23 protein-coding genes are annotated in these 25,998 nt (G+C 63.5%); 14 read left to right on the top strand and 9 right to left on the bottom strand.

Features of this window, described 5'->3' with window-relative positions; all coding sequences use genetic code 11:
- Positions 1–118: 118 nt before the first annotated feature.
- Positions 119–1,156, bottom strand: coding sequence for a DUF4917 family protein (locus tag DENOEST_RS17750; RefSeq protein ID WP_145770475.1), 1,038 nt, complete (start codon positions 1,154–1,156; stop codon positions 119–121).
- A 327-nt stretch (positions 1,157–1,483) separates the two neighbouring features.
- Here DENOEST_RS17750 and DENOEST_RS17745 point away from each other — a divergent pair, with 327 nt between their 5' ends.
- Together DENOEST_RS17745 and DENOEST_RS17740 are read left to right on the top strand one after the other, a co-directional pair.
- Positions 1,484–2,914, top strand: a complete 1,431-nt coding sequence (locus DENOEST_RS17745) for an IS1182 family transposase (protein WP_145770476.1) — start codon at positions 1,484–1,486, stop codon at positions 2,912–2,914.
- A gap of 435 nt (positions 2,915–3,349) precedes the next feature.
- Positions 3,350–4,150, top strand: a complete 801-nt coding sequence (locus DENOEST_RS17740) for an SDR family NAD(P)-dependent oxidoreductase (protein ID WP_145772358.1) — start codon at positions 3,350–3,352, stop codon at positions 4,148–4,150.
- 379 nt (positions 4,151–4,529) lie between these two features.
- Here the strand turns inward: DENOEST_RS17740 and DENOEST_RS17735 are convergent, their stop codons facing one another.
- Positions 4,530–5,357, bottom strand: a complete 828-nt coding sequence (locus DENOEST_RS17735; RefSeq protein ID WP_145772359.1) for a metal-dependent hydrolase — start codon at positions 5,355–5,357, stop codon at positions 4,530–4,532.
- Positions 5,358–5,427: 70 nt separating this feature from the next.
- The gene (locus tag DENOEST_RS17730; protein WP_145772360.1) at positions 5,428–5,967 is read right to left on the bottom strand and encodes a hypothetical protein; all 540 of its coding nucleotides are present in this window, start codon (positions 5,965–5,967) and stop codon (positions 5,428–5,430) included.
- 184 nt (positions 5,968–6,151) lie between these two features.
- Between DENOEST_RS17730 and DENOEST_RS17725 the strand changes: the two genes are divergently transcribed.
- From DENOEST_RS17725 to DENOEST_RS17690, 8 genes are all read left to right on the top strand, one after another.
- Entirely contained in the window at positions 6,152–7,054 is a 903-nt protein-coding gene (locus DENOEST_RS17725) for a TIGR03619 family F420-dependent LLM class oxidoreductase (RefSeq protein WP_145772361.1), read from the top strand.
- Positions 7,055–7,074: 20 nt separating this feature from the next.
- Positions 7,075–7,953, top strand: a complete 879-nt coding sequence (locus DENOEST_RS17720) for an LLM class flavin-dependent oxidoreductase (protein WP_197970651.1) — start codon at positions 7,075–7,077, stop codon at positions 7,951–7,953.
- Between the two features lie 49 nt (positions 7,954–8,002).
- Entirely contained in the window at positions 8,003–8,413 is a 411-nt protein-coding gene (locus DENOEST_RS17715; protein WP_170228320.1) for a nuclear transport factor 2 family protein, read from the top strand.
- 127 nt (positions 8,414–8,540) lie between these two features.
- On the top strand, positions 8,541–9,299 hold the full coding sequence (gene cofE, locus DENOEST_RS17710) for a coenzyme F420-0:L-glutamate ligase (protein ID WP_145772363.1): 759 nt from the start codon (positions 8,541–8,543) through the stop codon (positions 9,297–9,299).
- Between the two features lie 37 nt (positions 9,300–9,336).
- A complete protein-coding gene (cofD, locus tag DENOEST_RS17705; protein WP_145772364.1) occupies positions 9,337–10,275 on the top strand; it encodes a 2-phospho-L-lactate transferase in 939 nt (312 codons plus the stop codon).
- A gap of 244 nt (positions 10,276–10,519) precedes the next feature.
- Positions 10,520–11,158 carry a 2-phospho-L-lactate guanylyltransferase gene (gene cofC / locus DENOEST_RS17700; RefSeq protein WP_145772365.1) on the top strand — a complete coding sequence of 213 codons (639 nt, stop codon included), beginning with the start codon at positions 10,520–10,522 and terminating at the stop codon, positions 11,156–11,158.
- Positions 11,140–13,509, top strand: coding sequence for a 5-amino-6-(D-ribitylamino)uracil--L-tyrosine 4-hydroxyphenyl transferase CofH (gene cofH / locus DENOEST_RS17695; protein ID WP_183148280.1), 2,370 nt, complete (start codon positions 11,140–11,142; stop codon positions 13,507–13,509). The genes cofC and cofH overlap by 19 nt, the downstream gene beginning before the upstream one ends.
- Before the next feature lie 131 nt (positions 13,510–13,640).
- Positions 13,641–15,377, top strand: a complete 1,737-nt coding sequence (locus DENOEST_RS17690; protein ID WP_145771975.1) for a PAS domain-containing sensor histidine kinase — start codon at positions 13,641–13,643, stop codon at positions 15,375–15,377.
- On the opposite strand, the gene DENOEST_RS17685 is transcribed toward DENOEST_RS17690, so the two are convergent.
- The 4 genes from DENOEST_RS17685 to DENOEST_RS17670 all read right to left on the bottom strand — a co-directional run bounded on the left by DENOEST_RS17685 (position 15,374) and on the right by DENOEST_RS17670 (position 20,831).
- The gene (locus DENOEST_RS17685; protein WP_145771974.1) at positions 15,374–17,947 is read right to left on the bottom strand and encodes a DNA topoisomerase III; all 2,574 of its coding nucleotides are present in this window, start codon (positions 17,945–17,947) and stop codon (positions 15,374–15,376) included. The genes DENOEST_RS17690 and DENOEST_RS17685 overlap by 4 nt on opposite strands.
- Positions 17,948–18,020: 73 nt before the next feature.
- Positions 18,021–18,479, bottom strand: a complete 459-nt coding sequence (locus tag DENOEST_RS17680; protein ID WP_145771973.1) for a DUF494 family protein — start codon at positions 18,477–18,479, stop codon at positions 18,021–18,023.
- A 13-nt stretch (positions 18,480–18,492) separates the two neighbouring features.
- Positions 18,493–19,617: a DNA-processing protein DprA gene (gene dprA, locus DENOEST_RS17675; RefSeq protein ID WP_145771972.1), complete on the bottom strand. Its 1,125-nt coding sequence runs from the start codon at positions 19,615–19,617 to the stop codon at positions 18,493–18,495.
- Positions 19,618–19,793: 176 nt separating this feature from the next.
- Positions 19,794–20,831 carry a LysM peptidoglycan-binding domain-containing protein gene (locus tag DENOEST_RS17670; protein WP_145771971.1) on the bottom strand — a complete coding sequence of 346 codons (1,038 nt, stop codon included), beginning with the start codon at positions 20,829–20,831 and terminating at the stop codon, positions 19,794–19,796.
- A 64-nt stretch (positions 20,832–20,895) separates the two neighbouring features.
- Here DENOEST_RS17670 and def point away from each other — a divergent pair, with 64 nt between their 5' ends.
- The 4 genes from def to DENOEST_RS17650 all read left to right on the top strand — a co-directional run bounded on the left by def (position 20,896) and on the right by DENOEST_RS17650 (position 23,756).
- Positions 20,896–21,399 (top strand): peptide deformylase, encoded by a 504-nt coding sequence (def, locus tag DENOEST_RS17665; RefSeq protein ID WP_145771970.1) that lies wholly within the window; start codon positions 20,896–20,898, stop codon positions 21,397–21,399.
- 66 nt (positions 21,400–21,465) lie between these two features.
- Positions 21,466–22,386, top strand: a complete 921-nt coding sequence (fmt, locus tag DENOEST_RS17660; RefSeq protein ID WP_145771969.1) for a methionyl-tRNA formyltransferase — start codon at positions 21,466–21,468, stop codon at positions 22,384–22,386.
- Positions 22,387–22,596: 210 nt separating this feature from the next.
- Positions 22,597–23,439 carry a zinc metalloprotease HtpX gene (gene htpX / locus DENOEST_RS17655; protein ID WP_145771968.1) on the top strand — a complete coding sequence of 281 codons (843 nt, stop codon included), beginning with the start codon at positions 22,597–22,599 and terminating at the stop codon, positions 23,437–23,439.
- Positions 23,440–23,570: 131 nt separating this feature from the next.
- Positions 23,571–23,756, top strand: a complete 186-nt coding sequence (locus DENOEST_RS17650; RefSeq protein ID WP_145771967.1) for a DNA gyrase inhibitor YacG — start codon at positions 23,571–23,573, stop codon at positions 23,754–23,756.
- 217 nt (positions 23,757–23,973) lie between these two features.
- Here DENOEST_RS17650 and DENOEST_RS17645 read toward each other — a convergent pair whose 3' ends face one another.
- The gene (locus DENOEST_RS17645; RefSeq protein ID WP_145771966.1) at positions 23,974–24,906 is read right to left on the bottom strand and encodes a Nudix family hydrolase; all 933 of its coding nucleotides are present in this window, start codon (positions 24,904–24,906) and stop codon (positions 23,974–23,976) included.
- Positions 24,907–25,036: 130 nt separating this feature from the next.
- On the bottom strand, positions 25,037–25,906 hold the full coding sequence (locus DENOEST_RS17640; protein ID WP_145771965.1) for an ATP-binding protein: 870 nt from the start codon (positions 25,904–25,906) through the stop codon (positions 25,037–25,039).
- Positions 25,907–25,998 lie beyond the last annotated feature (92 nt).

Here is a 25,998-nt window from a genome sequence, read left to right as displayed (position 1 = left end):
GCCAAGCCGTCATTTGAGAGGTATGCCGTGAAGGTGGGGTCGCTGCGTGGATTTATCGCACAGCTTCCAGCGACAGAAGGAGACGAACTCGACCGTAGGGTTGTGTTTCACGTCGCGGCTACCCCCATACCTTTGCGGTCTTCGCGTCAAAGACGTGTACTTTACATCGGAACTTTCCTTCGATCTGTTCGATATGCTTCTTGTCTTCGGGCGAATAGACGCCGATGTAAATACTCCAGAGTTTGTTGGGAACCTTTTGCTTGGCGGCTTTATTGATGGCTGCAATGATATGTTCGTCGTATTGCCCGAAGCTGAACCCAAAGGTTACTAATGAGCCTTCTGCTTGGCAAAAGCTGTCGTAACAATAGGTGAGGTATTGATTATGAGTTATATGGTTTAGCTTTTTCTGTCCATCACCTGCAGTTACGAAGATCGGGTATTCACCCTTTTCCATTCGTGCGCTTATCTTCTGGAGTAGATAGTTGTAAACGTCGTACTCCTCCTTAACCACGGCTACCCCGCTGTCGAAGAATGGAAGGGCTCCGTGCAGATAGAATACATTCTGTTTGTTACGGTTCTTCCCCCAAATTAGGTCCGACCACTCCTGATCCTCTGGGGCCATGTACTCGCCTGTGTCATTCTCAAGCTCTCTTCCACAGCCATCGACGTGATTGAGTATGCCATTTCGCATTAGGACCCAATACAAAAGCAAGTCGTAGTTGGTCGAATAAATGTGCCCGTTAGTGTTCAAGAATTGCTGGAGAAAGGTGGCGCAGGCAGCGCTTTGATCTTCTGGCACCTTGAAAACATGCTCGGGGTGCATTGCTTTCACAGCGTCCAACAGACTCTTTTTCAGCTTGGCGCTTGCGTCCTCCACGCGTTTCTTTAGTTTTGGATCGCCACCCAAGGCATCTACTAGCGCGGCGAAGTTATCCAAGTACTGCATTATTACTTCGAAGTTGCGAGTCTCAATTACTTCGAGAATCTTTGAAAGGTCTTTATCCCTGAGATTTTGAACGAACTCGTGAAGGGCGTTATAGGAAAATATCTTTGGGTCGTATGAGACGCTAAAGCCATTTCCCAATAGCAGATGAAACGGCCGACGTGAGTTTTTCCGAATGGATGCGAGAACATCGTCAAACGTTTCTAGTTTCATACGTTGCCCCGATCAAGGTGAAGCACAACAGTTAATGTATGGACCCATCGGTTCGCCTATTAACAAACAAAAATGAGGACGCAAGACGCGTAATTTTTGGATTTGTCATTTAATTTCCCATCTCGGGTCCGACTAGTACATACAGCAAAAGTTGACACACAGCAGCATTCTATTTTCTCGGCATTATGTCATAGAGCTTTTTAGTACCAAGAACGTCTGCTATCAGGGCAAATGATCAGCGGCTGCTTCTGGCCCAGACTGTGTAAAAACAAGGAACTTATAGCGCTCTGCGCCTATCCATGCAATAGGCATCTTCGGAGTGATTAGATGAAGCGATTCATAGAAGGCGAGAGCAGGACGCAAAGTACGTTGTTGCCGGAAGTTCTGGACGACTATATTGCCGAAGCGAATTCGGTTCGAGTCGTCGATGTCTTTGTTGATGAACTTAATCTGGGGCAAATGGGGTTTGAAGGTGTCGAGCCAGCGGCCACAGGGCGGCCGGCCTACCATCCGGCGGTTCTTCTCAAGCTCTACATCTACGGCTATCTCAATCGGATTCAATCCAGCCGGCGCCTAGAACGGGAGGCACAACGCAACGTCGAACTGATGTGGCTGACCGGGCGACTGACACCGGATCACAAGACCATTGCCAATTTCCGCAAGGAGAACGGCAAGGCCATCCGAAGCGTCTGCCGCCAATTTGTTGTCCTGTGCCAGCGACTGGGTCTTTTCTCCGAGGCGCTGGTGGCCATCGACGGTAGTAAGTTCAAGGCCGTCAATAACCGAGACAGAAACTTTACTGCCGCCAAGCTTCAACGACGAATGCAAGAGATTGAAGCCAGCATTGAGCGCTATCTGGTCGAGATGGATACGGCAGATCGCCAGGAACCCGCCATTGCCGAAGCCAAGACAGCACGGCTCAAGGACAAGATCGTTGCTTTAAAGGAGCAGATGAAGAAGCTCAAGGCCATCGAGGCAGAACTGAAGGAGGCACCTGATCAGCAGCTATCCCTGACCGACCCGGATGCCCGATCCATGAAGACGCGAGGCACGGGGATCGTAGGCTACAACGTACAGACTGCCGTTGATGCCAGGCACCATCTGATCGTTGCCCACGAAGTCACCAACGATGGCCTTGATCGCAGACAGCTGACCTCTATGGCAAAGCAAGCACGGATGGCCATCGGTAGTGAAACTCTCACCGTCATTGCAGATCGGGGATATTTCAGGGGCGAGGAAATCCTCGCTTGCCAAGGAGCCGGGATCAAGGCCATTGTTCCCAAAACACATACATCGGCAGCCAAGGCTGAGGGACGATTCGACAAGGCCGACTTCATCTATGACGCATCAGCCAATGAGTACTGCTGCCCGGCAGAACAGCGCCTTGTCTGGCGCTTTGCCCGTGTCGAAGGCGGCCTGATGATGAACCGTTACTGGAGTTCAGCTTGTCCGACTTGTGCCATCAAGGGGCAATGCACGCCGAGTGACTATCGTCGCGTGAGCCGCTGGGAACATCAGGCAGTGCTGGATGACATGGAGCGGCGTCTTGATCTTGCACCAGACAGCATGCGCATTCGTCGGCAAACTGTCGAACACCCCTTCGGGACAATCAAATCATGGATGGGTAGTGCACATTTCCTGACAAAGACACTTGATCACGTCAGTACAGAAATGAGCCTACATGTTCTCGCCTACAACCTGAAACGAATGATGAAAATCATAGGTAATGGAACACTGATGGCGGCGATGAGAGCCTGATAATGGCCTTGCCCAAACTAGTCAGTCAATTTCCGGAAGCCGCCGCAACTATTCTGAAAACTGTCGAGCAATACGCACCCAGTTCACAAATCTCTAGAGCGTTTTTACACAGTCTGGGCCGACTCCTGCCTTCCCCGGGAAGTCTGACTGAAAAGAATCGCCCCCTCGGGGTCCTGTGGTCCACCACAAAGCCACCAGAACAACCCCTGTCATTTTCTTGGGCCCCTTAACTCCCGACAGCGGGCAGTGCTGTCACAAATTGATCCCTTGCATACCGGCAATGAAACGTTTTCATTAGGAAGCACCAGCCTTCCATCGCAAAATCGCCCGCTTGCCGGGATCGGGAAAACCTTGCGCGGCGGACTGGCTGTATCTGCTTCTCCCCTCGACACATGTCCCCCTGCTCCCGGTTTACGGCCCCATGGGAGACTTTCTATGAATCGATTACACGGCCGGGTAGCGCTGGTCACTGGCGCTGGCAGGCGCGGCAATATCGGCCTCGCTGTTTGCGATGCATTTCTCCGGGAGGGCGCTGCCGGTGTCGTCGCCACCGATCTGCGGAGCGACGAGGCCGAGGTGATCCGCCAGCAGGTCGGCAGTGACCGCTTCCGCCTGCTGGCCCATGACGTGACCGATCCCGCCTCCTGGCAACAGGTGCTGGCGGAAACGGTGAGAAGCTTTGGCGGGCTGGACATCCTGGTGAATAACGCCGGCATATCCATCCACGGCGGGATCGAAACCACGTCCCTCGACGACCTGCACAAGGTGATGGCCGTGAACCTGGACGCATTGTTCCTCGGCATCCAGGTCTGTCTGCCGGAACTGGCCCGGCGGGCGCCGCTCCATGCTGGCGGCGCTGCCGTCATCAACAACCTGTCGATGGGCTCGTTCATGAGCAACCCAAACAATCTCAGCTATCACCTGTCGAAGGCGGCGGGGCGAATGCTCACCCTGTGTGTGGCCAAGGAACTCGGCCCCCGCAAAATCCGCGTGAACTCGATCCATCCCGGGGTGACCATGACGCCCCTGATGCGTGACGGGTGTCAGAAATATGTCGAGCAAGGCGTGTGGGAATCCATGGCGGCGGGCGAAGCGGCCCTGGCCTCCCTCAACAAGCTCAACATCGCCGGCCAGCCCGAGGACCTGGCCCACGCCTTTGTCTACCTGGCCTCGGACGAATCCCGTTTCATCACCGGCACCGCCCTCAGTCATGATGGCTGCTGCGAATACTATTGACCACTCATGGCCCGGATATCCCGCCGGGCCATGAATTCAGGGCAATCCCATGAATGATGAATGGATCAAAACAAAGTTTCAAAGGTCCATCATCTTCCGAACCGTCGTCCCGGCGCAGGCCGGGACCCAGTTTCCACACCAAAATCTGGATTCCGGCTTGCGCCGGAATGACGGGGAGGGGGCAGCGCTAGCCTTGCGCGGGGATGCCCCCTTCAGCGTTTCCAGCTGGCGGCCGTCGGCCGTACCGAAGACCGCGCTGGCTACGCCGGGGTTGTGCAGCGGATCACCCTCACCGTACCCAAGGATCCGGGCCACGACAAGGCCCATGCCGCCGCCATCAAGGCGATTCGCTAAGCCCCCGGAGCCCTAACCCCGCCCATCAGAACGCCAGGGTTTCACCGACCCGCATCTCCCGCATCGGCGTCTTGAGGCCCTCGGCCTTCAGTGCTTGCCCAAAGGCTGCCGGTGTTCCGGTGAGGGCGGGGAAGGTGCCATAGTGCATGGGGATCACCATGCTGCGCGGCGCCACGAAACGGGTGGCCAGGGCTGCCCGGCCGGGACCCATGGTGAACTTGTCGCCGATGGGGGCGATGAATATGTCCACCGAACGAAAACGCTGCACCAGGGCCATGTCGGAGAACACGTCGGTATCGCCGGCATGATAAATCGCCGGTCCATCCCGTACGCTGATGAGGAAGCCTCCCGCCTCGCCGCCGGCGACCAACAGCCCGGCATTGGGCATACCTTCGGCTGCTTCGAGGTCCGAGCCGTGCAGGGCGGGTACGAAGGCCACTTTCACCTCGTCGTCGAGGAGGCTGAGCTCGCCGCCGAAATGGCCGATGGTGGCCGGGGTGGCGGCCTCTTTTGGATAGCCCCGGTAGGCCACCATCGCCCGGGACAGGTCGGCGGTGGCCACCAGCTTGGCGCCGGTCCGGCGGGCGATGTCCACGGTATTGCCGATATGGTCGCCATGGCCATGGGTGAGCAGGATCAGATCCACCGGGCCCAATTGCTCCAGATCGTTCTGGCCGCGGGGATTCGCCGGATTGGTGATCCAGGGGTCCACCAGGATCACCCGGCCGGCCGGCGTCTTCAGGCGGAAGGCGGAATGTCCGTACCAGGTGAGCTCGGTTTTGCCGGCGGCAAGGGACGTGGCCGCCAGGAGGCTGGCCCAGGCCAGGAGAGCGAAGGACAGAAGACGTTTCATCGAGCTTCCTTTCGACAGGTGAGGAGACGATTCAAGGCCCGAACTTTCCCGGCCCCTCTGGCTGGTGATATCAGCGCCGTCGACCTATGGTATCCAGCACGCCCTGGACCTCCCGGGAGGATTCCAGCAGGTCCTGCACCACCTCCAGGGAAAAGTCGTGCAGGAGTTCGATGGGCTTGTGGGTGACCACCAGCTTGTCCAGATCTTCCCGTATCAGCCAGCCCATCTGCTCCAGCTTCTTCACCTTGCGTCGTACCGTTTCCCGGGGAATGCCGGTCGCCTCGCTGATGGACAGGGCATTGCAGGGTGTGATCTTTTCCCGGCTCAATTTTTCGAGAAAGGCCTGCCACTGCTCCGGCGCCTTGTCCTGCTGGGCCGCCAGGGGCCGCATCACCCGGTCGATGTTGCGCAGACAGACCTCGCCGAAAACCAGGCCCATGATCAGATCACCATCGAAGTTCTGGTAGGCCTTGCGCAGATAGCCGGTCAGGAAACGACTGGCCAGGGTGGAGACCAGCAGGGCCTCGTCGGCCAGGGGAGCCGCCAGGGGCCGCTGGGGATTGGGCGTATCGGCGGAACAACTCATTTCGGGCTTGCTAGGTTTGTCCATCGTGCAGTCCTGCTTGAATTCCACGGCGTGAGAGCATGCCCACTCTGGGCATGGCTGTCAAAAGGCTGCCAGGCCAAGAGAGTTCGCATTTGGCAGTCCCTCGTTTGCAGGGGCCGGAATTTGCAATACTCTCGAACCGTCGCGGCTCCTTGCCGGAGCGCTTCCCACCGAGGAGGTACCGTCAATGAAATTCTGGCTTTCCCTGATGCCCATCTACGAAACCGGCCAGTTGGTGGAGATTGCCCGTCACGCCGAGGAACTGGGCTTCCACGGCATCACCATGGCCGACCATCTGGTGATGCCGACCCGGATCGAGAGCAAGTATCCCTATACCGAGGACGGCAAGATGTGGTGGCCGCCGGACACGCCCTGGCTCGATCCCTGGATCACCCTGGCCGCCATGAGCACAGCCACCCGCCATCTCAGGCTGGGCACCAACATCTACCTGGGCGCCCTGCGGGACCCCTTCACCGTGGCCAAGGCCGTCGCCACCCTCGCAGCCTTGTGCGGCGACCGGGTGATGTGCGGGCTTTCGGTGGGCTGGATCAAGGAGGAATACGATCTGGCGGGCATCGATTTCCCCTCCCGGGGGCGGCGCATGGACGAGCTGATCGCGGCGATGAAAAAACTGTGGACCGGCCAGGAAATCAGCCATCAGGGCGAATTCTTTCGCTTCGAGCACGCCGCGATGCACCCGGCACCCAGCGCGCCGATCCCCATCTGGTGCGGTGGCGGCAGTGCGCCAGCCCTGCGCCGGGCGGCCCTCAATGACGGTTGGCTGGGGGTGCCCCTGTCCCTGTCCCAGTTGAAACCGGTGCTCGCCTCGATGCAGCAAACCCGCCGGGAGGCGGGCCTGACCCTGGACAGCTTCTCGCCCTGCGTGGCCCTGGCCCAGGCCCTGAAACCCGCCGTGGTGGAGGAACTGGCCGCGCTGGGCGTCCACGACACCACCTGCATCGCCCCCTGGATGCTGTCCCCCTGGGGCGCCACCAAGTGGATCGACGATGGCGACGATATCCGCCAGCTGGACGTGAAGAAAAAGGCCATGGAGCGCTTCGCCAATCTTGTCATCCGGCAGTTCAGCTGATTGACGTGGAAAAACATCAGATGAAACTGGGCATGACCCTGCCGCTGATGGAACCCCATGTGAACCGGGAGGTTCTGGAAGCCTGGGCCCGGGCCGTGGACCGGGGGCCCTATGCCTCCCTCTGCTTCGGTGAACGCATGGCTTTCGACAACCCGGAAATCATGACCCTGTTGGGCGCCTGCTCGGCCTGGACCGAACGGGTCCGTCTGGTGACCACCGTCATCGTTGCCCAGCTCCATGACCCGGTGATGCTGGCCAAGTGTCTGGCCACCGGAGACATGCTCAGTCGGGGCCGGCTTTCGGTGGGTCTCGGCATCGGCGGTCGAACCGAGGACTATCTGGCTGCGGGTGCCGATCCTGACACCCGCAGCCACACTGACCTGGCCCGGCGGGTCGGGATCATGAAGCGGGTCTGGCGCGGCGAGAAGGTGGTGGAAGCCTTGAAGCCCGTGGGTCCGCCGCCCGTGCAAAAGGGCGGTCCCGAGCTGCTGGCCGGGGCCCAGGGCCCCAAGGCCATCCGGGCTGCCGCCACCTGGGCCGATGGCGTCGCCGGATTCAGCGGCAATCTGGACATGAAGGCCCTGGAAACCTATTTCGATCAGGTGCGGCGAGCCTGGCGGGAAGCGGGCCGCCCCGAGCCCCGGCTCACCACCTCCTTCTGGTTCGCCCTCGGCGACGGTGCCCGGGATCAGGTGCAGCGCCATCTGCGCCACTATTTCAACTGGATCGAACCGGCCGCCCTGAACGCCATGCTGCCCGTCACCGGCTTCGCCGGCACTGGAACCGAACTGAAGGCCGTGCTGCGCCAACTGCAAGACCTGGGCGCCGACGAGGTGCATCTGATCCCCACCAGCGACGATGTGGATCAGGTGGCCCGGGTGGCCGACCTGCTTGACTGAATCCTTTCGGAAGTCCCTCCCACCACCCCTGCTTTTGAGGAGATTCGCCATGACCCAGAAATACCCCGCCAAGACCGTTGCCGAGAAGTCCCGGGAATACGTGCATAGCCACAACAAGGCTGGCTGGCTCGGGCTCTTCGCTCCCGATGGCATCATCGAGGACCCCATCGGTGTTTCCTATCTGGACCCCACCGGCCAGGGCCACTCGACTCCGGCCCAGCGTGAGGCCTTCTGGGAACAGAACATCGCCCATTCGGACATCACCATCACCATTCACAACTCCTACGGGGCCGCCAACGAGTGCGCAAACCAGGTGACCCTGGACCTGAAAAACCAGATCGAGGGCAAAGAGGTCCATATCCGCATCTTCGGCGTCTTCACCTACAAGGTGAATGACCAGGGGCAGCTGCTGTCCCTGCGGGGCTACTGGGAACCCGAGAACATTCAGATGGTGGCCTGACAATGGCATCTGGGCTGCCCGAATGGCGAAAGATCACCCAATTGGAGGACAGACAAAGGCTGGCAAGTAGTCGATAATTGCGGCGTCCTCGATCCTTTGCGCCGCCATTGCGGTCCATCAGCATTCCATGACTTCCCCCATCAGTTTCACTGCCCTGCCGGGCATCGGCGAGATACTCGCCGGCGATGACCTGGCAGGGATCGCCTGCGCGGCCTTTTCCCGTATTCCTCTGGCGGTCCGGAACGGCGACATTCTGGTGGTTGCCCAGAAGGTCATTTCCAAGTCCGAGGGGCGACTGGTGCATCTGGGCACTGTCACCCCTTCCCCCAGGGCCCTGGAACTGGCCGCCGTCACCGGCAAGGACCCCCGGGTGGTGGAGCTGGTGCTGGCTGAATCCCGCGAGATATTGCGGGCCAAACCCAATGTGCTGATCGTGCGCCACCGCTGCGGTTTCGTCATGGCCAACGCGGGCATCGACCGCTCCAACGTGCAGGGGGAAGATGTGGCCTTGCTGCTGCCCCTGGATGCCGACGCTTCCGCCGCTGCCCTGCGGGATGCCCTGCAAACGCGCCTGGGCTGCCGGCTCGGCGTAATCGTCAGCGACAGTTTCGGCCGGGCCTGGCGCCATGGTGTGGTCAATGTGGCCCTGGGCGTGGCCGGTCTGCCGGCCCTGATTGATCGCCGGGGAGAGCAGGACCGCCATGGCCGCATCCTGGAAGTGACCCAGGTGGCCTACGCCGACGCCATCGCCGCCGGTGCGGCCCTGGCCATGGGCGAGGGTGCCGAGGGCACGCCCATGGTGCTGGCCCGGGGCTTGTCCTGGACCGCACCGGAAAACAACGGCCAGGCCCTGATCCGTCCCCTGGAAGAGGACATGTTCCAATGAGCCAGGCAGCGGCGGTCTTTTACATGAGTTTTGCAGCATGAGTGTGGTTGCTCTTTCCGGTGGCATCGGTGGCGCCAAGCTGGCTCTGGGTCTGTACCGCAGCCTGCCCCCCGGAAAACTGACCGTGATCGCCAACACCGGCGATGACTTCGACCATCTCGGACTGCACATCTCACCCGATGTGGACACCACCCTCTACACCCTGTCCGGCCTGGCCAATCCCGTGCTGGGCTGGGGCCGCCGGGACGAGACCTGGACCTTCATGGAGACCCTGGAGCGCCTGGGGGGCGAGACCTGGTTCCGCCTCGGCGATGGCGACCTGGCGCTCCACGTGGAGCGCACCCGGCGCCTGGCCGCCGGCCAGACCCTGAGTCAGGTGATCGCGGCCATGGCCCAGCGGCTGGGCATTACCGCCTCCATCCTGCCCATGAGCGACGATCCGGTACGCACCCGGGTTGCCACCACCGAGGGAGAACTGGATTTCCAGGAATATTTTGTCCGCCACCAGTGCCGGCCGGTATTGACCGGCATGGACTACCGGGGCGCACCAGGGGCCCGGCCCGCACCCGCCATCGCAGCCGCCCTGGCCGATCCGGCCCTGGAAGCCGTGATCATCTGCCCCTCCAACCCCTATCTGAGCATTGCCCCCATCCTGGCGGTGCCGGGGTTGCGGGACATGTTGAAGAAGGCCTCTGCGCCAGTGATCGCTGTCTCCCCGCTGATCGGCGGCAAGGCGGTGAAGGGCCCCACGGCCAAGATCATGACCGAACTGGGTATCCCGGTTTCCCCGGCCGCCGTGACGGATTACTATGGGAGTCTGATTGATGGCTTCATCCTTGACCAGCGGGATGCCTCCCTGGCCGATGGGCTGAAGTCGACTGTGAAACTGGCGGATACCCTGATGAATACCCTGGAAGACCGGGAGCGGCTGGCCCGGGAATGCCTGGCCTTTGCCAAGGAATTGAAGCGTCCATGAGTGCCCCGCGTCGCATGGCCGCCCAAAGGCGCGGCAGCCTTATTCATGGAGCCGGCGTTAGCCGGCGAACCGCCGTCACCCCCTCCCTTGGGGTGGCTGGAGAAGGGGCAGACCAAGCGCCAAACGAAGCCGGCCGCGCCGCCGAGCCGCCTCAAGGCGCGGCAGCCAGGAGATGGAGCGGGCGTAGCCCGCGAACCGCAGTCACCCCCGCCCTTGGGGCGGGGGATGGGGGGAGGGCTGTTCTATGACTTGCTGGGCCCTGATTCCCCTGAAGACCCGCAGTGAAGGCAAGGGCCGGCTGGCGGGGGTGCTCTCGCCGGTCCAGCGCCAGCAGATGGCGCGGCTGATGCTGGAGCACGTGGTGGCGGTGCTGGCCGATGCCACCTCCATCGACGGCATTGCCGTGGTCAGTGCCGACCCGGTGGAACTGGGCCCCGAGGTGCTGCGCCTGGCGGACCCCGGCTGCGGGCTCAACGTCGCTGTGTCCAGCGGCGTGATGGAACTGGAGCGGCGGGGCGTGAGCGAAGTCCTGGTGCTCCATGCCGACCTTCCCCTGCTGACCGCCGCCGACATCGACGCCCTGGTGGCCGCAGGCCGCGAAACCGGTCTGGCCCTGGCCCCGGATCGGAACGCCCAGGGCACCAACGCCATCCACCTGGCCCTGCCTGGCCGTTTCACTTTCCATTTCGGTCCCATGAGTTTTACCCGCCACCAGGCCGAGGCCCTTCGGGCCGATCGCACGGCGGCCGTCGTCACCCGGCCCGGACTGGGTTTCGACGTGGACGAACCGGCGGACCTGGAAGCATTGATTGCAAGGGGAGGCGCCCGTTACGCCTTTCTCGCTGCTGCACTGAGGAGCAAGGAATGCCCGCAACAAGTCTGAACGCCATCATCGCCGCCGCCCGCCAGGGCCATCGCCCGAGCCGGGAAGATGCCCTGGGCCTGGCCGACTGCCAGGACCTGCCAGCCCTCGCGGCAGCGGCGGAAGCCCTGACCCTGGAAGGCTTCGGCCGCATCGTCACCTATTCGCGCAAGGTCTTCATTCCGCTGACCCAGTTGTGCCGGGACGTCTGCCACTACTGCACCTTCGCCCAGGCGCCCCGTGAACTGGCCAGCCCCTACCTCAGTCCCGAGGAAGTCCTGGCCATCGCCCGGGCCGGCGCCACCGCGGGCTGCAAGGAAGCCCTGTTCACCTTGGGCGACAAGCCCGAGCTGCGCTACGGTGCCGCCCGCCGCGCCCTGGACGAGATGGGCTATGCCAGCACCCTGGATTATCTGGAAGCCATGGCTCGCCTGGTCTACGAGGAGACGGGCCTGCTGCCCCACCTCAATCCGGGGATCATGAACGCCGAGGAAATGGCCCGGCTGCGCAAGGTCTCCTTCTCCATGGGCATCATGCTGGAATCGGCCTCGCCCCGGCTGTGCGAAAAGGGCATGCCCCACCATGGTTCCCCCGACAAGGACCCGGCGGTGCGCCTGGCCTGCCTGCGCACCGCCGGGGAACTGGCGGTGCCCTTCACCAGCGGCATCCTGATCGGCATTGGCGAAACCCGGGCCGAGCGCATCGAATCCCTCTTGGCCCTGCGGGACCTGAACGACGAATTCGGCCACATCCAGGAAGTCATCATCCAGAACTTCCGGGCCAAGCCCGACACCAAGATGGCGGATGCCCCGGAGCCCTCCCTGGACGAGCATCTATGGACCCTGGCCGTGGCCCGGCTGATCTTCGGTTCGGCCATGTCGCTCCAGGCGCCCCCCAATCTCCAGCGGGACGGCCTGGCGGCCCTGGTGGGTGCCGGGGTCAATGACTGGGGCGGCGTCTCCCCGGTGACTCCCGACCACGTGAATCCGGAGGCCCCCTGGCCCCATCTGGTGGAACTGGCCGCCGAGACCACGGCGGCGGGACGCCACCTGGCCGAGCGCCTGGCCCTGGCGCCGGCCCACGCGATGCAGGCGGCCCGCTGGGTGGATGCCGCCCTGGTGCCGGCCCTGCTGGCCCGCATCGACATTTTTGGCCGGGCCCGCACCGATAGTTGGCACGCCGGCGCCGGACACCCCATGCCGGTCCATGCCGCCGCCTGGGTGGACGCTACCCGGCCCCTGTCGGTCCATCCTGAAATCGCCGCCATCATCGACAAGGCCCGGGCCGGGGCCGACCTCTCCGAGGCCGAGATCGTCGCCCTGTTCGCCACCGAGGGGGACGACTTCCGCGGCGTGCTGCGGGCCGCCGACCAACTGCGGGTCGAGGTGGTGGGGGACGGGGTTTCCTTCGTGGTGAACCGCAACATCAACTACACCAACATCTGCACCTACCGCTGCAACTTCTGCGCCTTTGCCAAGGGCCGGGCCACCCCGGAACTGCGGGGTCCGGCCTACCGGCTGGACCCGGCCCAGGTGGCTGACATCGCCGAGGAGGCCTGGAACAAGGGCGCCACCGAGGTCTGCATGCAGGGGGGTATTCATCCCGAGTACACCGGCCACACCTACCGGGAGATCATCGAGGCGGTGAAGGCCCGGGTGCCGGGCATGCACCTGCACGCCTTCTCGCCCCTGGAGATCCACCAGGGGGCCAGCACCCTGGGCATGAATCTCCACGACTACCTGCGCATGCTGAAGGAGGCCGGCCTGTCCACCCTGCCCGGCACCGCTGCCGAGATTCTGGACGACGAGGTGCGGGCCATCATCTGCCACGACAAGATCAACACCCAGGAATGGCTGGAAGTGGTGCGGGCCGCCCACGAGGTGGGTATCAAGACCACCGCCACCATCATGTACGGCCATGTGGATCGGGCCGAGCACTGGGCCCGCCATCTGCTGCATGTCCGCAACCTGCAGAAGATCACTGGTGGCTTCACCGAGTTCGTGCCCCTGGCCTTCGTGCACATGGAGGCCCCCATGGGCCGCCGGGGCAAGTCCCGGGCCGGCCCCACCCTCAAGGAATCCCTGCTGATGCACGCCGTGGCGCGGCTGGCCCTGCATCCCCTGATCCCCAACATCCAGACCTCCTGGGTCAAGATGGGGGGCCAGGGGGCGACCCTGTGCCTCCAGGCCGGGGCCAATGACCTGGGAGGGGTGCTGATGTACGAATCCATCACCCGTTCCGCCGGCGGTACCCATGGCCAGGAATTCTCGGCCCAGGCGCTGGAGAAGCTGGCTCGCAGCATCGGCCGACGGCCCTGGCGCCGCACCACCCTCTACCAGGCAGTCACGGAACCCAAAAGCCGTGCAGCCTGATAAACGAGGAGTTCGGTGGCGGGTATACATCGGGACTACGTATACCCCCTGTGATTCCGCCCTCCTCCGGCCGCCCCACAAGGTGGCCGGAATCAAAATAGCCGAATAACTTTCGGGCGGGGACATTGACCATGGCCCGCCTGCCTCTGCTGAAATTCCGCTATTTGCCCCTATTCCTCGCTCTGGGGGTCGTCTCGACGCTGATTTTCTGGCTGTTGGGTGAGGACTGGGATCTGGCACAGGCAGGGAGATCGCTGTCTCTGCGATCCGGGCCTTTGTTCAGCGAGTTTTTCGCTGCGTCACTGGTCTTGGCGGTAGTCTTTCTAGTCATGGGGTTCCGCCGTCACCGGGAAACCGTAACGACTACTCCGCCGGTCTGCCAGGCCTGGCAACTCACTCCTGAACGCATGGTCCAGATGCTGGAGTTCAACCATGACGTGTTGTGGCTGATGGATCTGGAGGGTGGCAGTATCTACACCAGCCCCGCCGTGCTGCGTCTTCGGGGTTACACCCCCGAGGAAGTTGCTGCGCTGTCCCTGGAACAAACCTTTGCCGGCCCATCCCTGGCACTGGCCCGGGAAATTCTGCGCAAGGCCAGGGAAAATGTCCCGGATCCAACCCCCGTTTACCGGTTGGAGATGTGTCATAAGGACGGCTCCACAGTCTGGGTCGAGGTAAGTGCCAGTGTCCTGTGCGGGGCCGACGGTCAACCCGACTGCATCCTGGGCATTTCCCGTGACATCGGCGATCGCAAGCAGGCAGAGGATCGTCTGATGGAACGGGAAGCCCTGTTCCATAGCATTTTTCGCAACAGCCCCTGCGGCATCAGCATCAGTCGCTACGAAGATGGCCGTCTGATCGATGCCAACCCGGCCTGGCTGGCCATGTTCGGCCTGTCCCGGGAGGAGGCCCTGGGGCAGACCTCCTGGGAGCTGAATTTCTGGGCCGACCCCGCGCAGCGGGAGGAGGTCATCGGCCAGTTGGTCCGGCAAGGGTCCATCCACAATGCCGAAATCCTCTTTCGGCCACGCTCCGGGCCTCTGTTCGATGGCCTGGCATCGGCCGAATCGGTGGACGTGGGAGGCGCTCGCTACTTGGTGGGCGTGATCAATGACATCAGCGAACACAAGCGCGAGGATGCCCAGCGTCTGATGGCCCAGCAGCAGCGGGCCGTCCTGGCGGAAGCCCGGGATCAGGCCAAGACCCGTATCCTGGCCATTGCCAGTCACGATCTGCGGCAACCGGTCCAGGCTGCCCGGCTGTTTCTCGGCCTGCTCAGGAGCAGCGAATTGAACGATCAGCAAGCACAGCTTTGCGGGCAAGTGGATACTGCGGTGGAGTCCCTGGTTTCCCTGCTGGACTGCCTGCTGGACATCACCCGGATCGACGCAGGCGGAATCACCGCCCAGATGACGGAGACGGACATGGCGGTGATCCTGGCCGCTCTCGATGGGGAGTTTTCACCCCAGGCCCAGGTCCGGGGCTTGCGGCTCCGGCTGTTTTGTCCGGCGCCGGCACCCCGGCTGCACACTGATCCGCGACTGCTGACGGCGATCCTGCGCAATCTGGTGGGCAATGCCCTCAAATACACTCGCCGGGGCGGGCTGTTGTTGGGAGTTCGTCAGCGGGACGGCCATCTCCTGCTCCAGGTGTGGGATACCGGCATCGGTATTCCTCCGGAGCACATGGTGCGCATCTTCGAGGAGTTCTACCAGGCAGGCAACCCTCACCAAGACAAGGCCCATGGCCTGGGGCTGGGTCTGTCCATCTGTCAGCGCCTGGCGCCCCTGCTGGGCGCTACCATCGATTGCCGTTCCCGGCCGGGCCGAGGCTCGGTCTTCGAACTGAGGCTGCCCCTGAATCCCTAAGCAGCTACTTTTTTCTTGGTGCTGCCGGCCTTGCTGGTGGCACGCTTCTTGGGAGCGGCCTTGGCTGCCGGAGCTGCTTTCTCGCCTTCTGCTAGCTTGGCGGCAGTGGCCTTGGGCGCTTTGGCTTCGAATTCGAAACCCACCTTGCCGTCCTTGCCCCGCACCAGGAAGGCCGAGAACTTGCGCCGGGTACGGGCCGAGATGAAGCCCTTCAACAGGGTGGTGCGGCCTTCCGCCAGCAGCTTCTGCATTTCGTCGCGGGTGATTTCCTGTTGCAGGATCACCTTGCCGGAACGGAAGTCACAGGTCCGGGCGGGACCCACGGACTTTTCACAGACATAGCTCATGCCGTGCTCGAACACCCGGGCGCTGCACTTGGGGCAGGCTCCCAGGGTCTCCTGGCCGGAGAAATCCACTTCTTCGCCATCGGCCTCATTGCTCTGGCCGAAATCGAATTCGGGCATCTTGTCGTCATTGAGCTTGATGATGGCGGCGAAGGCCCGGCCCATCTTGCTGCGGAAACCCTGAAGGGGGCCCACCACGCCCTGGGAGAGCAGTTCCTCCATCTCTTCCGGTTCCCACTGGCGGCTGGCCACCACCTTCCACAGCTTGTAGTCGCAGCCCTGGCACTCGAACTTCTTGTAGCCCTCCCGGATCGCCCCGCCGCAACGGGGGCAGGGGGTCTTCAGGGTGGAAAAGGCCTCGTCGGGCAGTTCGCCGTGCTTGATGCGGTCCACCATCTCCCGGGTCTTGCCGGTGATGTGGTTCATGAATTCGTCGCGGCCCAGCTTGCCCTGTTCCATCAGCTTGAGCTTGTACTCCCACTCGCCGGTGAGTTCCGGGGAGCGGATCTCGTCCACTCCCAGTTTCTCCAGGGCGAACAGCAGGGAAAAGGCCTTGGCCGTGGGTTGCAGCTCACGGCCATTGCGATGCACGTATTCCTCGGTGATCAGGCCCTCGATGGTGGCGGCCCGGGTGGCGGGCGTGCCCAGGCCCCGCTCGGACATGGCGGCCCGCAGTTCCTCGTCCTCCACCAGCTTGCCGGCGCCTTCCATGGCGGTGAGCAGGGTGGCTTCCGAGAAGCGCGGCGGCGGCTGGGTAGCCTTGCCCTTCACTTCCACATCATTGGCCCAGACCCGCTCATTGGGCTCCAGGGGCGGCAGGTTGGCGTTTTCCTCTTCCTCCCCGTCCTTGACCTGGGCTTCCCGACCATAGACCGCCAGCCAACCGGCGTTCACCAGCACCTTGCCCTCGGTCTTGAAGGCCTCGCCCTCGACCCGGGTGATGCGGGTGGTGACGTGGTACTCGGCCGCCGGGAAGAAAATCCCCAGGAAACGCTTCATCACCAGGTCGTAGAGCTTCTGCTCCGGCTCGGAGAGATTCTTGGGCACAACGCCGGTGGGAATGATGGCGAAGTGGTCCGAGACCTTGGCGTTGTTGAAGATGCGTTTGTTGGGATGGACCCAGCCTTTTTCCAGAATCTGGCCAGCGAAGCGCCCGTAGGGCGTCTCCGCCAGATTGCCCAGGGTTTCCTTGACCGTGGCGACGTAATCCTCCGGCAGGTGCCGGGAATCGGTTCGCGGATAGGTCAGGGCCTTGTGTTTCTCGTACAGCGCCTGGGCCAGGCCCAGGGTGTTCTTAGCTGAAAAACCGAAGCGACCGTTGGCCTCCCGCTGCAGCGAGGTCAGGTCGTACAACATGGGGCAGGCCTCTGTCTTGGGCTTGCTCTCCTCCTCCACCGCGCCGTGCTTGCCGAGGCACTTGCCGCGGATGGCTTCGGCCCGGGATTGCTCCCAGAGGCGCTCGGCTTTGGCGTGCTCGTCCTCGGATTTGCGGAATTTCTCGTCGAACCAGCGGCCCCGATAGAGGCCGGCGACACACTTGAATTCGGCTTCCACTTCCCAGTAATCCCGGGAAATGAAGTTGCGGATGCGATTTTCCCGTTCCACCAGAACGGCCAGGGTCGGGGTCTGGACCCGGCCCACGGGGGTCTTGTAGAAGCCGCCCTCGGCGGAATTGAAGGCCGTCATGGCCCGGGTGCCGTTGATGCCCACCAGCCAGTCGGCTTCGGAACGGCAGCGGGCGGCGTCCGCCAGGGGCAGCATTTCCTCGTCGGAACGCAGATGGGCGAAACCTTCCCGAATGGCGTTGGCGGTCATGGATTGCAGCCAGAGCCGGCGGACGGGCTTGTCGCCCTTGCCCCCCAGGGCATGCTGGGCCACATAGCGGAAGATCAGTTCGCCTTCCCGTCCCGCGTCACAGGCATTGATCAGGGCCACCACGTCCTTGCGCTTGATCAGCCGGGTCAGCAGCTTGAGCCGGTCGGCGGTCCTGTCGATGGGGTTGAGGGTGAAACGGGGGGGGATCACCGGCAGGTGGGTGAAGGTCCACTTGCCCCGCTTGACCTCGTATTCCTCCGGCACCGCCAGTTCCAGCAGATGGCCGATGGCGGAGGAGAGCACGTAATCGTCGCTCTCGAAATAGTCGCCCTGGCGCGTGAAGCCCCCCAGGGCCTTGGCGATGTCCTGGGCAACGGAAGGTTTTTCGGCAATGATCAGTTGTTTAGTCATGCGCTTCTGGACCGTAAGAGCGCGGCATGATAGGCCGGCGTCCGGCGGGAGGCAAGCCGGCCCGGCAAGGGGGTCAGTGACAGAGTCGTTCCCCGTCCTCGTCCTCGGAGAGCAATTCCTCCAGCACCAGGGCGTCGAATTCCTGCTGACTCCGCCACATCACGGTCAGCACGATGACTTTCAGCTTGGACAGGGAAACCTCCCCGTCGGTCAGGGCCAGGGCCCGCTCGATCACGGTTTCCCGGGTTTCCGGGTCCAGGGTGCCTGCCTGTTCCAGGAACATCAGGAAGCCCCGGCACTCCAGGGGCAGGCGACTGGCCTCGCGCTCATCGAACATCCTCAGGGCACTGCCTTGGGGGCGCAGGCGCAATACGGCGCTGTCGCGCCGGTCCAGGCCCTCCAGCCAGTCCAGGGCCTCGGAAATCTCGTCCTCCTCGAAGCCGGCCGCAGACAACTTGCGGGCCAGGGCATCGGGGGCCGGGCAGGCTTCCGGCAGATAGTTCTCAAACAGATAGACGAGGATATCGATCATTTCATGCAGCCTTTCAGGCGAGTCGCTGATACAGGCCGCCGGGCAATTGCGCCAGGCGACCTTCCAGTTCCAGCGGCAACAGCATCGCAAGAAGGTTGTCCGGCGTCAAGCCGGTACGCTGGACCAGGGTGTCCAGAGTACAGGAATCGTGGCCAATAGCGGAGAGGAGCAAGTCCTCTCCGCTATTGGCCACATCAAACGAGAATCCTCCCCCGCCCCCCTCCCTGGGGGAGGGGGTATTGTCTGGCTCGCTACGCTCGGAAAAAATGGTCAATCGAAGCTCTTCTAGAACATCCTGGGCCGATTCCACCAGCTTGGCCCCCTGCTTGATCAGCTTGTGGCAGCCCCGTGACTGGGGGGAATGGATGGAGCCAGGGATCGCGAAGACCTCCCGGCCCGCTTCGGCCGCCAAGCGGGCGGTGATCAGGGAGCCGCTGCGTTCCGCCGCCTCCACCACCAGACAGCCCTGGGCCAGGCCGGCGATGATGCGGTTGCGGCGGGGGAAATTGCCGGCCAGAGCTGGCGTGCCTACCGGAAATTCGCTGACGATGGCGCCCTGGGCAGCGATCTGCCGAGCCAGTTCGGCATTGCGGGCCGGGTAGATGCGGTCGGGGCCGGTGCCGATCACCGCGACGGTGGTGCCGATCCCCTCCAGGCCACCCCGGTGGGCGGCGGCATCGATGCCCAGGGCCAGGCCGCTGACGATGGTCAGCCCCGCCTGGGACAGGGTGGCGGCGAAGGCCCGTGCATTCCGTTCCCCCTGGGCGGTGCCGTTGCGACTGCCGACGACGGCCAGGGCCGGGCGCCCCAGCAGTTCCAGCCGGCCTTTGACATAGAGCAGGGGCGGCGGATCTTCGGTATCCAGCAGGCTGCGGGGATATTCGGGGTCGGCCAGGGTCAGCAGATGGTTGTCCGGCTCCGCCAGCCAGGCCAGGCCCGCTTCCAGGGCCGCGTCATCCTCCGCCCCGGCGATGCGCTGAGCCAGGCTTTCCCCGACCACGGCCGCCAGGGCGGTGGGTCGGGCTTCGAAAATGGCTTCTGGCAGGCCGAAGGCTTTCAGCAGCAGGCGTTGGGAGGCGCCCCCCAGGCCGGGAACCGCAGCCAGACGCAGCCAGTCCCGGGCTTCTTCCAGCTTCATGGCGGATCAGCGTAAAAAAGTCTCAACGGAGCCGAGTGTGGCCGTCGAGTGCAGCGAGCCGATGAGTAACCCTGCCCTGGGGCGGGGTATGGGGTGGGGGGCCTTGATTTGCTTTTCCGGCCAAACATCGCACTCTCTTATCAAAGCTGTCCCTGTTTGGTTCCGGCTTGGCCGGTTTAAGGATTGCGAACCGGATCGCCCGCAGTAAAGGGGCGATTGGCTTCCATCACCAAGCCGTAGGCCACCCGCTCGAAGACACGGAACACATAGATCAGGCCTATCCGCTCGTCGGGCGTGGTGTAGTTTTCCCAACTCCCCGAGGTGCGGTCACGAATCTTTTCCCCCACCCGGTAGAGGGCCAGCACATGGCCTGGTTCGAGGCCGTCCTTGCCTCCCCGGGACAGGGAAACCACCGACAGGGGGCCGCCCATCCGGGCGTCCTGGTCGATGGAGAGAATTCGGGCCGCCACCTTGGTGCCGGGCAGGCGCTGGGGATAGCTGACGATGTCCGGTCGCGGCGCGGGCACCAGCCGGTCACCCCGGGCGATTTCCGCCTTGGCCCGGCCGATGCGGAAAGTGGCGGGTGTGCCGGCGCTCTCGAGGCGGGCGGTGCCCAGCATCTGAGCCTCGTAACCCAGGGTCTCGCCGTTCTCCGGGTCCACCAGCTTCTTGCCCGGACGATAGATTTGCCACTGGCGGCTGCGACTGTCGTCCTGGGCGCCGGCCACATATACCTTGCCGCCATCACTGGCGCTGACCCGGCCTTCGTCAATGGCAACGATGCGGGGCGACTGGTCCAGGGCATCGCCCCCGGCCACCAGGGGCACGGTCAGGAAAGGCTCGATGACCTGCTGGGGAATGGCGGGAATCTGCCTATGGGCCAGGGATTCCTCGCGAATGCGGGGCGCCAGCTTCACCGTGTTCTGCTCCAGCAGACTCAGTTGGGGGCGCCCGTCGGGGCCGTTTCTTTCCAGCACGACGACCTGACCGGGATAGATCAGATGGGGATTCCTGATCTCCTCCGCGTTGCGCTTCCAGATCTCGTTCCAGCGAAAGGGGTCCTTGAGGAACTTGCCGGCGATGCCCCACAGGGTATCGCCGGTCACCACCACATGGCGATCGGGGGCATTGCCCGCCAGTTCCGGCGCGGTATCCTGCGCCCAGAGCAGGTTGCTTGAAATTGCCAGCAACAGCACAGATATAATCTTCAGCATAGTCGGCCCTCCTCATGCAGTTCATTCGATTCTGCCCGTAAATCCTTCTTGCATCAATCGCTTTATGGCTCTGCTACCCATTCTTCGCTACCCTGACGCCCGCCTGTTCAAGAAGGCGGCAGCGGTGTCCGTGGTGGACGATTCCATCCGCCGTCTGGCCGCCGACATGGCGGAAACCATGTACGCGGCGCCGGGTATCGGCCTGGCTGCCACCCAGGTGGATGTGCATCGGCAAGTGATCGTGATCGACACTTCCGAGGACCGCAGCCAGTTGCTGACCCTGATCAACCCGGTGCTGCTGAATCAGACCGGTCAGTGCGAGGGCGAGGAGGGTTGTCTGTCGGTGCCCGGTATCTACGAAACGGTGAGCCGCGCCGAGCGAGTGACAGTGCGGGCCCTGAATCTGGAGGGGCAGACCGTGGAAATGGAGGCCGAGGGTCTGTTGGCGGTCTGCATCCAGCATGAGATGGATCACCTTCAGGGCAAGGTCTTCGTCCAGTATCTGTCCCAGCTCAAGCAGACCCGCATCAAGAACAGGCTCGCCAAGCAGGCCCGGGAAACTTTATAAAACCGTTCCACCACGGAATGCGGACAGGCTCCGGCGGTCCCGGGGTGTTCCCTGAAGGGGCTCACAGTGAAAGTCATCTTTGCCGGTACGCCGGAATTCGCCGCTCTCGCCCTGGAAGCCATCATTGCCGCCGGCATCGAGGTGCCTCTGGTGCTGACCCAGCCGGATCGGCCCGCCGGCCGGGGGCAGAAGCTCCAGGCCAGCGCCGTCAAACAGGTGGCTCTGGCCCATGGCATTCCGGTCTATCAGCCCGAGCGCCTGAAGGACCCGGCCAGCCATGAACCCATCCGCGCCGCCGGCGGGGATGTCATGGTGGTGGCCGCCTACGGCCTGATCCTGCCCCAGGCGGTGCTGGACATTCCGCCTCTGGGCTGCATCAACATCCATGCCTCCCTGCTGCCTCGCTGGCGCGGCGCAGCACCGATCCAGCGGGCCATCGAGGCCGGCGATGCCGAGACCGGCGTGGCCATCATGAGCATGGAGGCCGGCCTCGATACCGGGCCGGTGCTGCTGATGAAGTCCCTGCCCATCACCGACAATGACACCGCCGCCAGCCTCCACGACAAGCTGGCGGAACAGGGCGCACGGCTGATCGTCGATGCCCTGAAGCGCCTGCACGAACTGGTGCTCACGTCCCAGCCGGAAGAGGGCGTCACCTACGCCCGCAAGATCGAGAAGGCCGAGGGCCTGATTGACTGGCAACGGCCGGCGGAAGAACTGGGGCGCCGCATCCGGGCCTTCAATCCCTTCCCTGGCGCCGCCACCCAGTTTGGCGAGACCCCGATCAAGGTCTGGAATGCCACGCTTGCGGAAGGCGCGGGTACACCCGGCACCGTGCTGGAGGCTCGGAGCAATCGGCTGGTGGTGGCCTGCGGCCAGGGGGCGCTAGCCCTCACCGAACTGCAAAAGCCTGGTGGCAAGCGCCTGGCCACGGCGGACTTCCTCAACAGTCTGGCCCTGGCGCCGGGGGATCGCCTCGGCGGATGATTGAATCTTTTCCGATGCCCCCCATCTAATGCGCTTGGTCGCTAGTACCACCCCTGAGGATGAAAATACGCAAAGGCAAATTGAACGCCTCCCACCCCCATCCCCGCCCCAGGGCGGGGCTACGCATTGGTTCGCTGCGCTCGATGGTCACACTCGGCACCGTTGATACTTTTTTACGCTAACCGCCGTCCCAACAACGGAGATTCCTACATGTTCAACTGGTTCAAGACTGCTCTGCTGATGGCCGCCATCACAGCCCTGTTTGGTGTCATCGGTGCCGCCATCGGCGGCAAGGGCGGCATGTTGCTGGCCCTGTTGCTGGGCGGCGGCATGAATCTGTTTTCCTACTGGTTCTCGGACAAGATGGTCCTGAAGATGTACAACGCCCAGGAAGTGGATGGGGCCTCCAGCCCCTACCTCTACAACATGGTCAAGGAACTGGCGGCCAAGGCCGACCTGCCCATGCCCCGGGTGTACATCATCGACGAGCACCAGCCCAATGCCTTCGCCACCGGGCGCAACCCGGAGCATGCCGCCGTGGCGGCCACCTCGGGCATCCTGCAAATGCTTTCGGCCCGGGAGCTGCGGGGCGTCATGGCCCACGAGCTGGCCCATGTGAAGCACCGGGACATACTGATTTCCACCATCGCCGCCACCATGGCCGGCGCCATCTCGGCCCTGGCCAACTTCGCCATGTTCTTCGGCGGCCGCGACGAGAACGGCCGCTCCTCCAATCCCCTGGTGGGTATTCTGGTGGCGATCCTGGCGCCCATCGCTGCCATGCTGATCCAGATGGCCATCTCCCGAGCTCGTGAATTCGAGGCCGACCGGGGCGGCGCCGAGATCAGCGGCGATCCCCGCGCCCTGGCCGATGCCCTGACCAAGATCGACGCCTACGCACGGGGCATCCCCATGGCCAGCGCCGAGGCCCATCCCGAAACGGCCCAGATGATGATCATGAATCCCCTCTCCGGTGGCGGTCTGGCGGGCCTGTTCCGCACCCATCCGGCCACCGAGGAACGGGTCGCCCGGCTGCTGGCCCTGGCGCGATAGCCGGAAATGGGCCGGACATACCCCTGAATTCCCGCTCAAGTTCGGGATATGTCCGCCGATAATTCACTCATCGCGGGGCGCGGTGGTCCGAGTGACCGCCGGCAGTCCCGCGATTCTCATTGGTGATTGCCGTGGCTGATCAAAAAACCCGCATTGTTCGCTGCCCCACCTGCGGCAAATCCCTGGAATGGTCGCCGGACTATCCCCATCGCCCCTTTTGCTCCGAGCGTTGCCGCAAGATCGATCTGGGCGCCTGGGCCAATGAGGAATACCGAGTACCGGTGAGCGAAGACCGGCTGGACCCGGAAGCGGAATAGCTTTCCCGCCGGGCCGCGAAGAGGGCGAATCATTTACCTATAAAAAGCAGCTTTTCCGCCGGGCCGTCCTGACCGAAGGAAATCCCTGTGGGACAAGGAAAAGCGGCCGGCGCCGGAGGCGCAAGCGGCATACGCTATCCACGAAGTGCCCCGTGATCTCGAGCGCAGCGAGCCGATTTGAACCCCCCGGCGGGGGGGGGGCGAAGGGGGGCGAGCCTTACTTCCAGGCCGCCCGGATCGCCGCCACGCCCTGGGCGCCCGCTGCCCAGGCCGAGGTCAGGTCGTCCCGACCCACCCCGCCCAGGGCGTAGACCGGCAGGCCCAGGCCCGGCACCAGGGCCGCGAAGCCCTCCCAGCCCAGGCCGGGCTGGCCCGGGTGAGTGGCGGTTTCCCGCAGGGGTCCCAGCACGGCGAAATCCAGGCCCAGGTCATCGGCCCGTTCCAGTTCCTCCCGGTCATGACAGGACGCGGCCACCCACTCGAAGGGCGGCCGTTTCTCCAGGGCCATCAGTTGCCGGGCCGGCAGATGGATGCCGTCGGCCCCCACGGCCCGGGCCAGTTCCAGGTCGCCATTGACCAGCACCCGGGCGCCTTCGGCATGGCAAAGGGCCACCGCCGCCCGGGCGAATTCGGCGCGCCGGGCGCTTTCCCGGGCTGGCTCCCGCAATTGCACCAGGCGCAGCCCCGCCGCCAGGGCCTGTTCCAACTGAAGCAACTGGTGCTCGACACCCACCTGGGCGGCCTGGGTGATGCCGTAGAAATCCGGCAGGTTCAGGGCCTTCAGCACCGGGCCGTTGGCCGGCAGCATCGGGGCGACGCTGGCCTGGCCGGGAATCTGCCAGGCCAGGGCGGAATGCACATGGTCCCGCAGCTCCCCCAGCCAGGCGGTGACCCGGAAAAAGTGCAGGCGCACGTGGGCATGCTCGTAGCGATGCTCCCGCACGATCCAGGGGTGGGCGGCCAGCACCCGGATGCCCAGTTCCTCCTCCAGCTCCCGGTCCAGAGCCTGGCGCGGCGTCTCGCCGGGCTCCACCTTGCCACCGGGGAATTCCCAATAACCCGGATAGAAGGTCTCCGGCGCCCGCTGGCCCAGCAGAAAACTGCCGTCGGGCCGCAACAGCACGGCCGCCGCCACCTGGGTCAGCTTCATGAGCCCCTCCTTCGTAGCCTCGCCGCCGGGCCGCCTCGGGGCAGGCTATTCCGGCGAACGCCGGAATCCAGGAAAATCAAAAACTGGACACCGGCATTCGCCGGTGTGACGGACTTAATCAGTATTTCCCTCACTTTTGTTTTCCGGCGTAATCCCGGGCGAACTGCCAGGCTACCCGGCCGCTACGGGAGCCCCGGGAAAGTGCCCATTGCAGGGCCTCCTGGCGAGCCTGTTCTATCTTGCGGGGGGAGAGACCATATTCCTCCAGCCAGTGGGTGCAGATGGCCAGGTACTCATCCTGGCTGAAGGTATAGAAGGAGAGCCAGAGGCCGAAACGTTCCGAGAGGGAAATCTTTTCCTCGGTGGTCTCCGCCGGATGCACCTCCCCGTCGTCGGTATGGCGGGTCGCCAGGTTGTCGGCCATGAACTCCGGCATCAGGTGGCGGCGATTGGAGGTGGCATAGACCAGCAGATTGTCCGGCATGCCGGCGATGGAACCGTCCAGCAGGCTCTTCATGGCCTTGTAGCCGGGTTCGCCGGCCTCAAAGGAAAGGTCGTCGCAGAAAAGGATGAATTTTTCCGGCCGCTCGGCGATCAGGTCCACGATCTCCGGCAGGTCCACCAGTTCGTCCTTATCCACCTCGATCAGGCGCAGGCCTTCCGCCGCGAAACGGTGCAGCACCGCCTTCACCAGGGAAGACTTGCCGGTGCCCCGGGCGCCGGTCAGCAGCACGTTGTTGGCACCCCGACCGGCCAGGAACTGGCGGGTGTTCTGCTCAATGCGGGTTTTTTGCGGCTCCACCTCCCGCAGGTCGTCGAGGCGGATGCGATGGGGATGGCGCACCGCCTCCAGCCCGCCCCGCCCCTGGCGACGGCGCCAGCGGAAAGCCGGGGCTGACCAGTCCGGTGTCGGGAAGGGGTCCGGCAGCAGGGATTCGACACGGGCCAGCAGTGCCTCGGCCCGGGCCAGGAAGGTGCTCAGATCAGTCGCGGCAGTCATGTTCGGAATCTTTCGGCCAGTGAGCGGGCAAGCGCGGCCAGTTCCGGGGAACCGCCATGGGATAATCGCCTGCCCACCAAGGACGCAGCACT

The organism is Denitratisoma oestradiolicum (assembly GCF_902813185.1).
GTDB lineage: Bacteria > Pseudomonadota > Gammaproteobacteria > Burkholderiales > Rhodocyclaceae > Denitratisoma > Denitratisoma oestradiolicum.
Note: the sequence above shows the minus strand (reverse complement) of the source record. Positions and strands in the feature narration are given on the sequence as shown.

Coding starts and splice junctions, on each gene's coding strand:
- DENOEST_RS17750 (WP_145770475.1), bottom strand. CDS start 1,156: ATGAAACTAGAAACGTTTGACGATGTTCTCGCATCCATTCGGAAAAAC.
- DENOEST_RS17745 (WP_145770476.1), top strand. CDS start 1,484: ATGAAGCGATTCATAGAAGGCGAGAGCAGGACGCAAAGTACGTTGTTG.
- DENOEST_RS17740 (WP_145772358.1), top strand. CDS start 3,350: ATGAATCGATTACACGGCCGGGTAGCGCTGGTCACTGGCGCTGGCAGG.
- DENOEST_RS17735 (WP_145772359.1), bottom strand. CDS start 5,357: ATGAAACGTCTTCTGTCCTTCGCTCTCCTGGCCTGGGCCAGCCTCCTG.
- DENOEST_RS17730 (WP_145772360.1), bottom strand. CDS start 5,967: ATGGACAAACCTAGCAAGCCCGAAATGAGTTGTTCCGCCGATACGCCC.
- DENOEST_RS17725 (WP_145772361.1), top strand. CDS start 6,152: ATGAAATTCTGGCTTTCCCTGATGCCCATCTACGAAACCGGCCAGTTG.
- DENOEST_RS17720 (WP_197970651.1), top strand. CDS start 7,075: ATGAAACTGGGCATGACCCTGCCGCTGATGGAACCCCATGTGAACCGG.
- DENOEST_RS17715 (WP_170228320.1), top strand. CDS start 8,003: ATGACCCAGAAATACCCCGCCAAGACCGTTGCCGAGAAGTCCCGGGAA.
- cofE (WP_145772363.1), top strand. CDS start 8,541: ATGACTTCCCCCATCAGTTTCACTGCCCTGCCGGGCATCGGCGAGATA.
- cofD (WP_145772364.1), top strand. CDS start 9,337: ATGAGTGTGGTTGCTCTTTCCGGTGGCATCGGTGGCGCCAAGCTGGCT.
- cofC (WP_145772365.1), top strand. CDS start 10,520: ATGACTTGCTGGGCCCTGATTCCCCTGAAGACCCGCAGTGAAGGCAAG.
- cofH (WP_183148280.1), top strand. CDS start 11,140: ATGCCCGCAACAAGTCTGAACGCCATCATCGCCGCCGCCCGCCAGGGC.
- DENOEST_RS17690 (WP_145771975.1), top strand. CDS start 13,641: ATGGCCCGCCTGCCTCTGCTGAAATTCCGCTATTTGCCCCTATTCCTC.
- DENOEST_RS17685 (WP_145771974.1), bottom strand. CDS start 17,947: ATGACTAAACAACTGATCATTGCCGAAAAACCTTCCGTTGCCCAGGAC.
- DENOEST_RS17680 (WP_145771973.1), bottom strand. CDS start 18,479: ATGATCGATATCCTCGTCTATCTGTTTGAGAACTATCTGCCGGAAGCC.
- dprA (WP_145771972.1), bottom strand. CDS start 19,617: ATGAAGCTGGAAGAAGCCCGGGACTGGCTGCGTCTGGCTGCGGTTCCC.
- DENOEST_RS17670 (WP_145771971.1), bottom strand. CDS start 20,831: ATGCTGAAGATTATATCTGTGCTGTTGCTGGCAATTTCAAGCAACCTG.
- def (WP_145771970.1), top strand. CDS start 20,896: ATGGCTCTGCTACCCATTCTTCGCTACCCTGACGCCCGCCTGTTCAAG.
- htpX (WP_145771968.1), top strand. CDS start 22,597: ATGTTCAACTGGTTCAAGACTGCTCTGCTGATGGCCGCCATCACAGCC.
- DENOEST_RS17645 (WP_145771966.1), bottom strand. CDS start 24,906: ATGAAGCTGACCCAGGTGGCGGCGGCCGTGCTGTTGCGGCCCGACGGC.
- DENOEST_RS17640 (WP_145771965.1), bottom strand. CDS start 25,906: ATGACTGCCGCGACTGATCTGAGCACCTTCCTGGCCCGGGCCGAGGCA.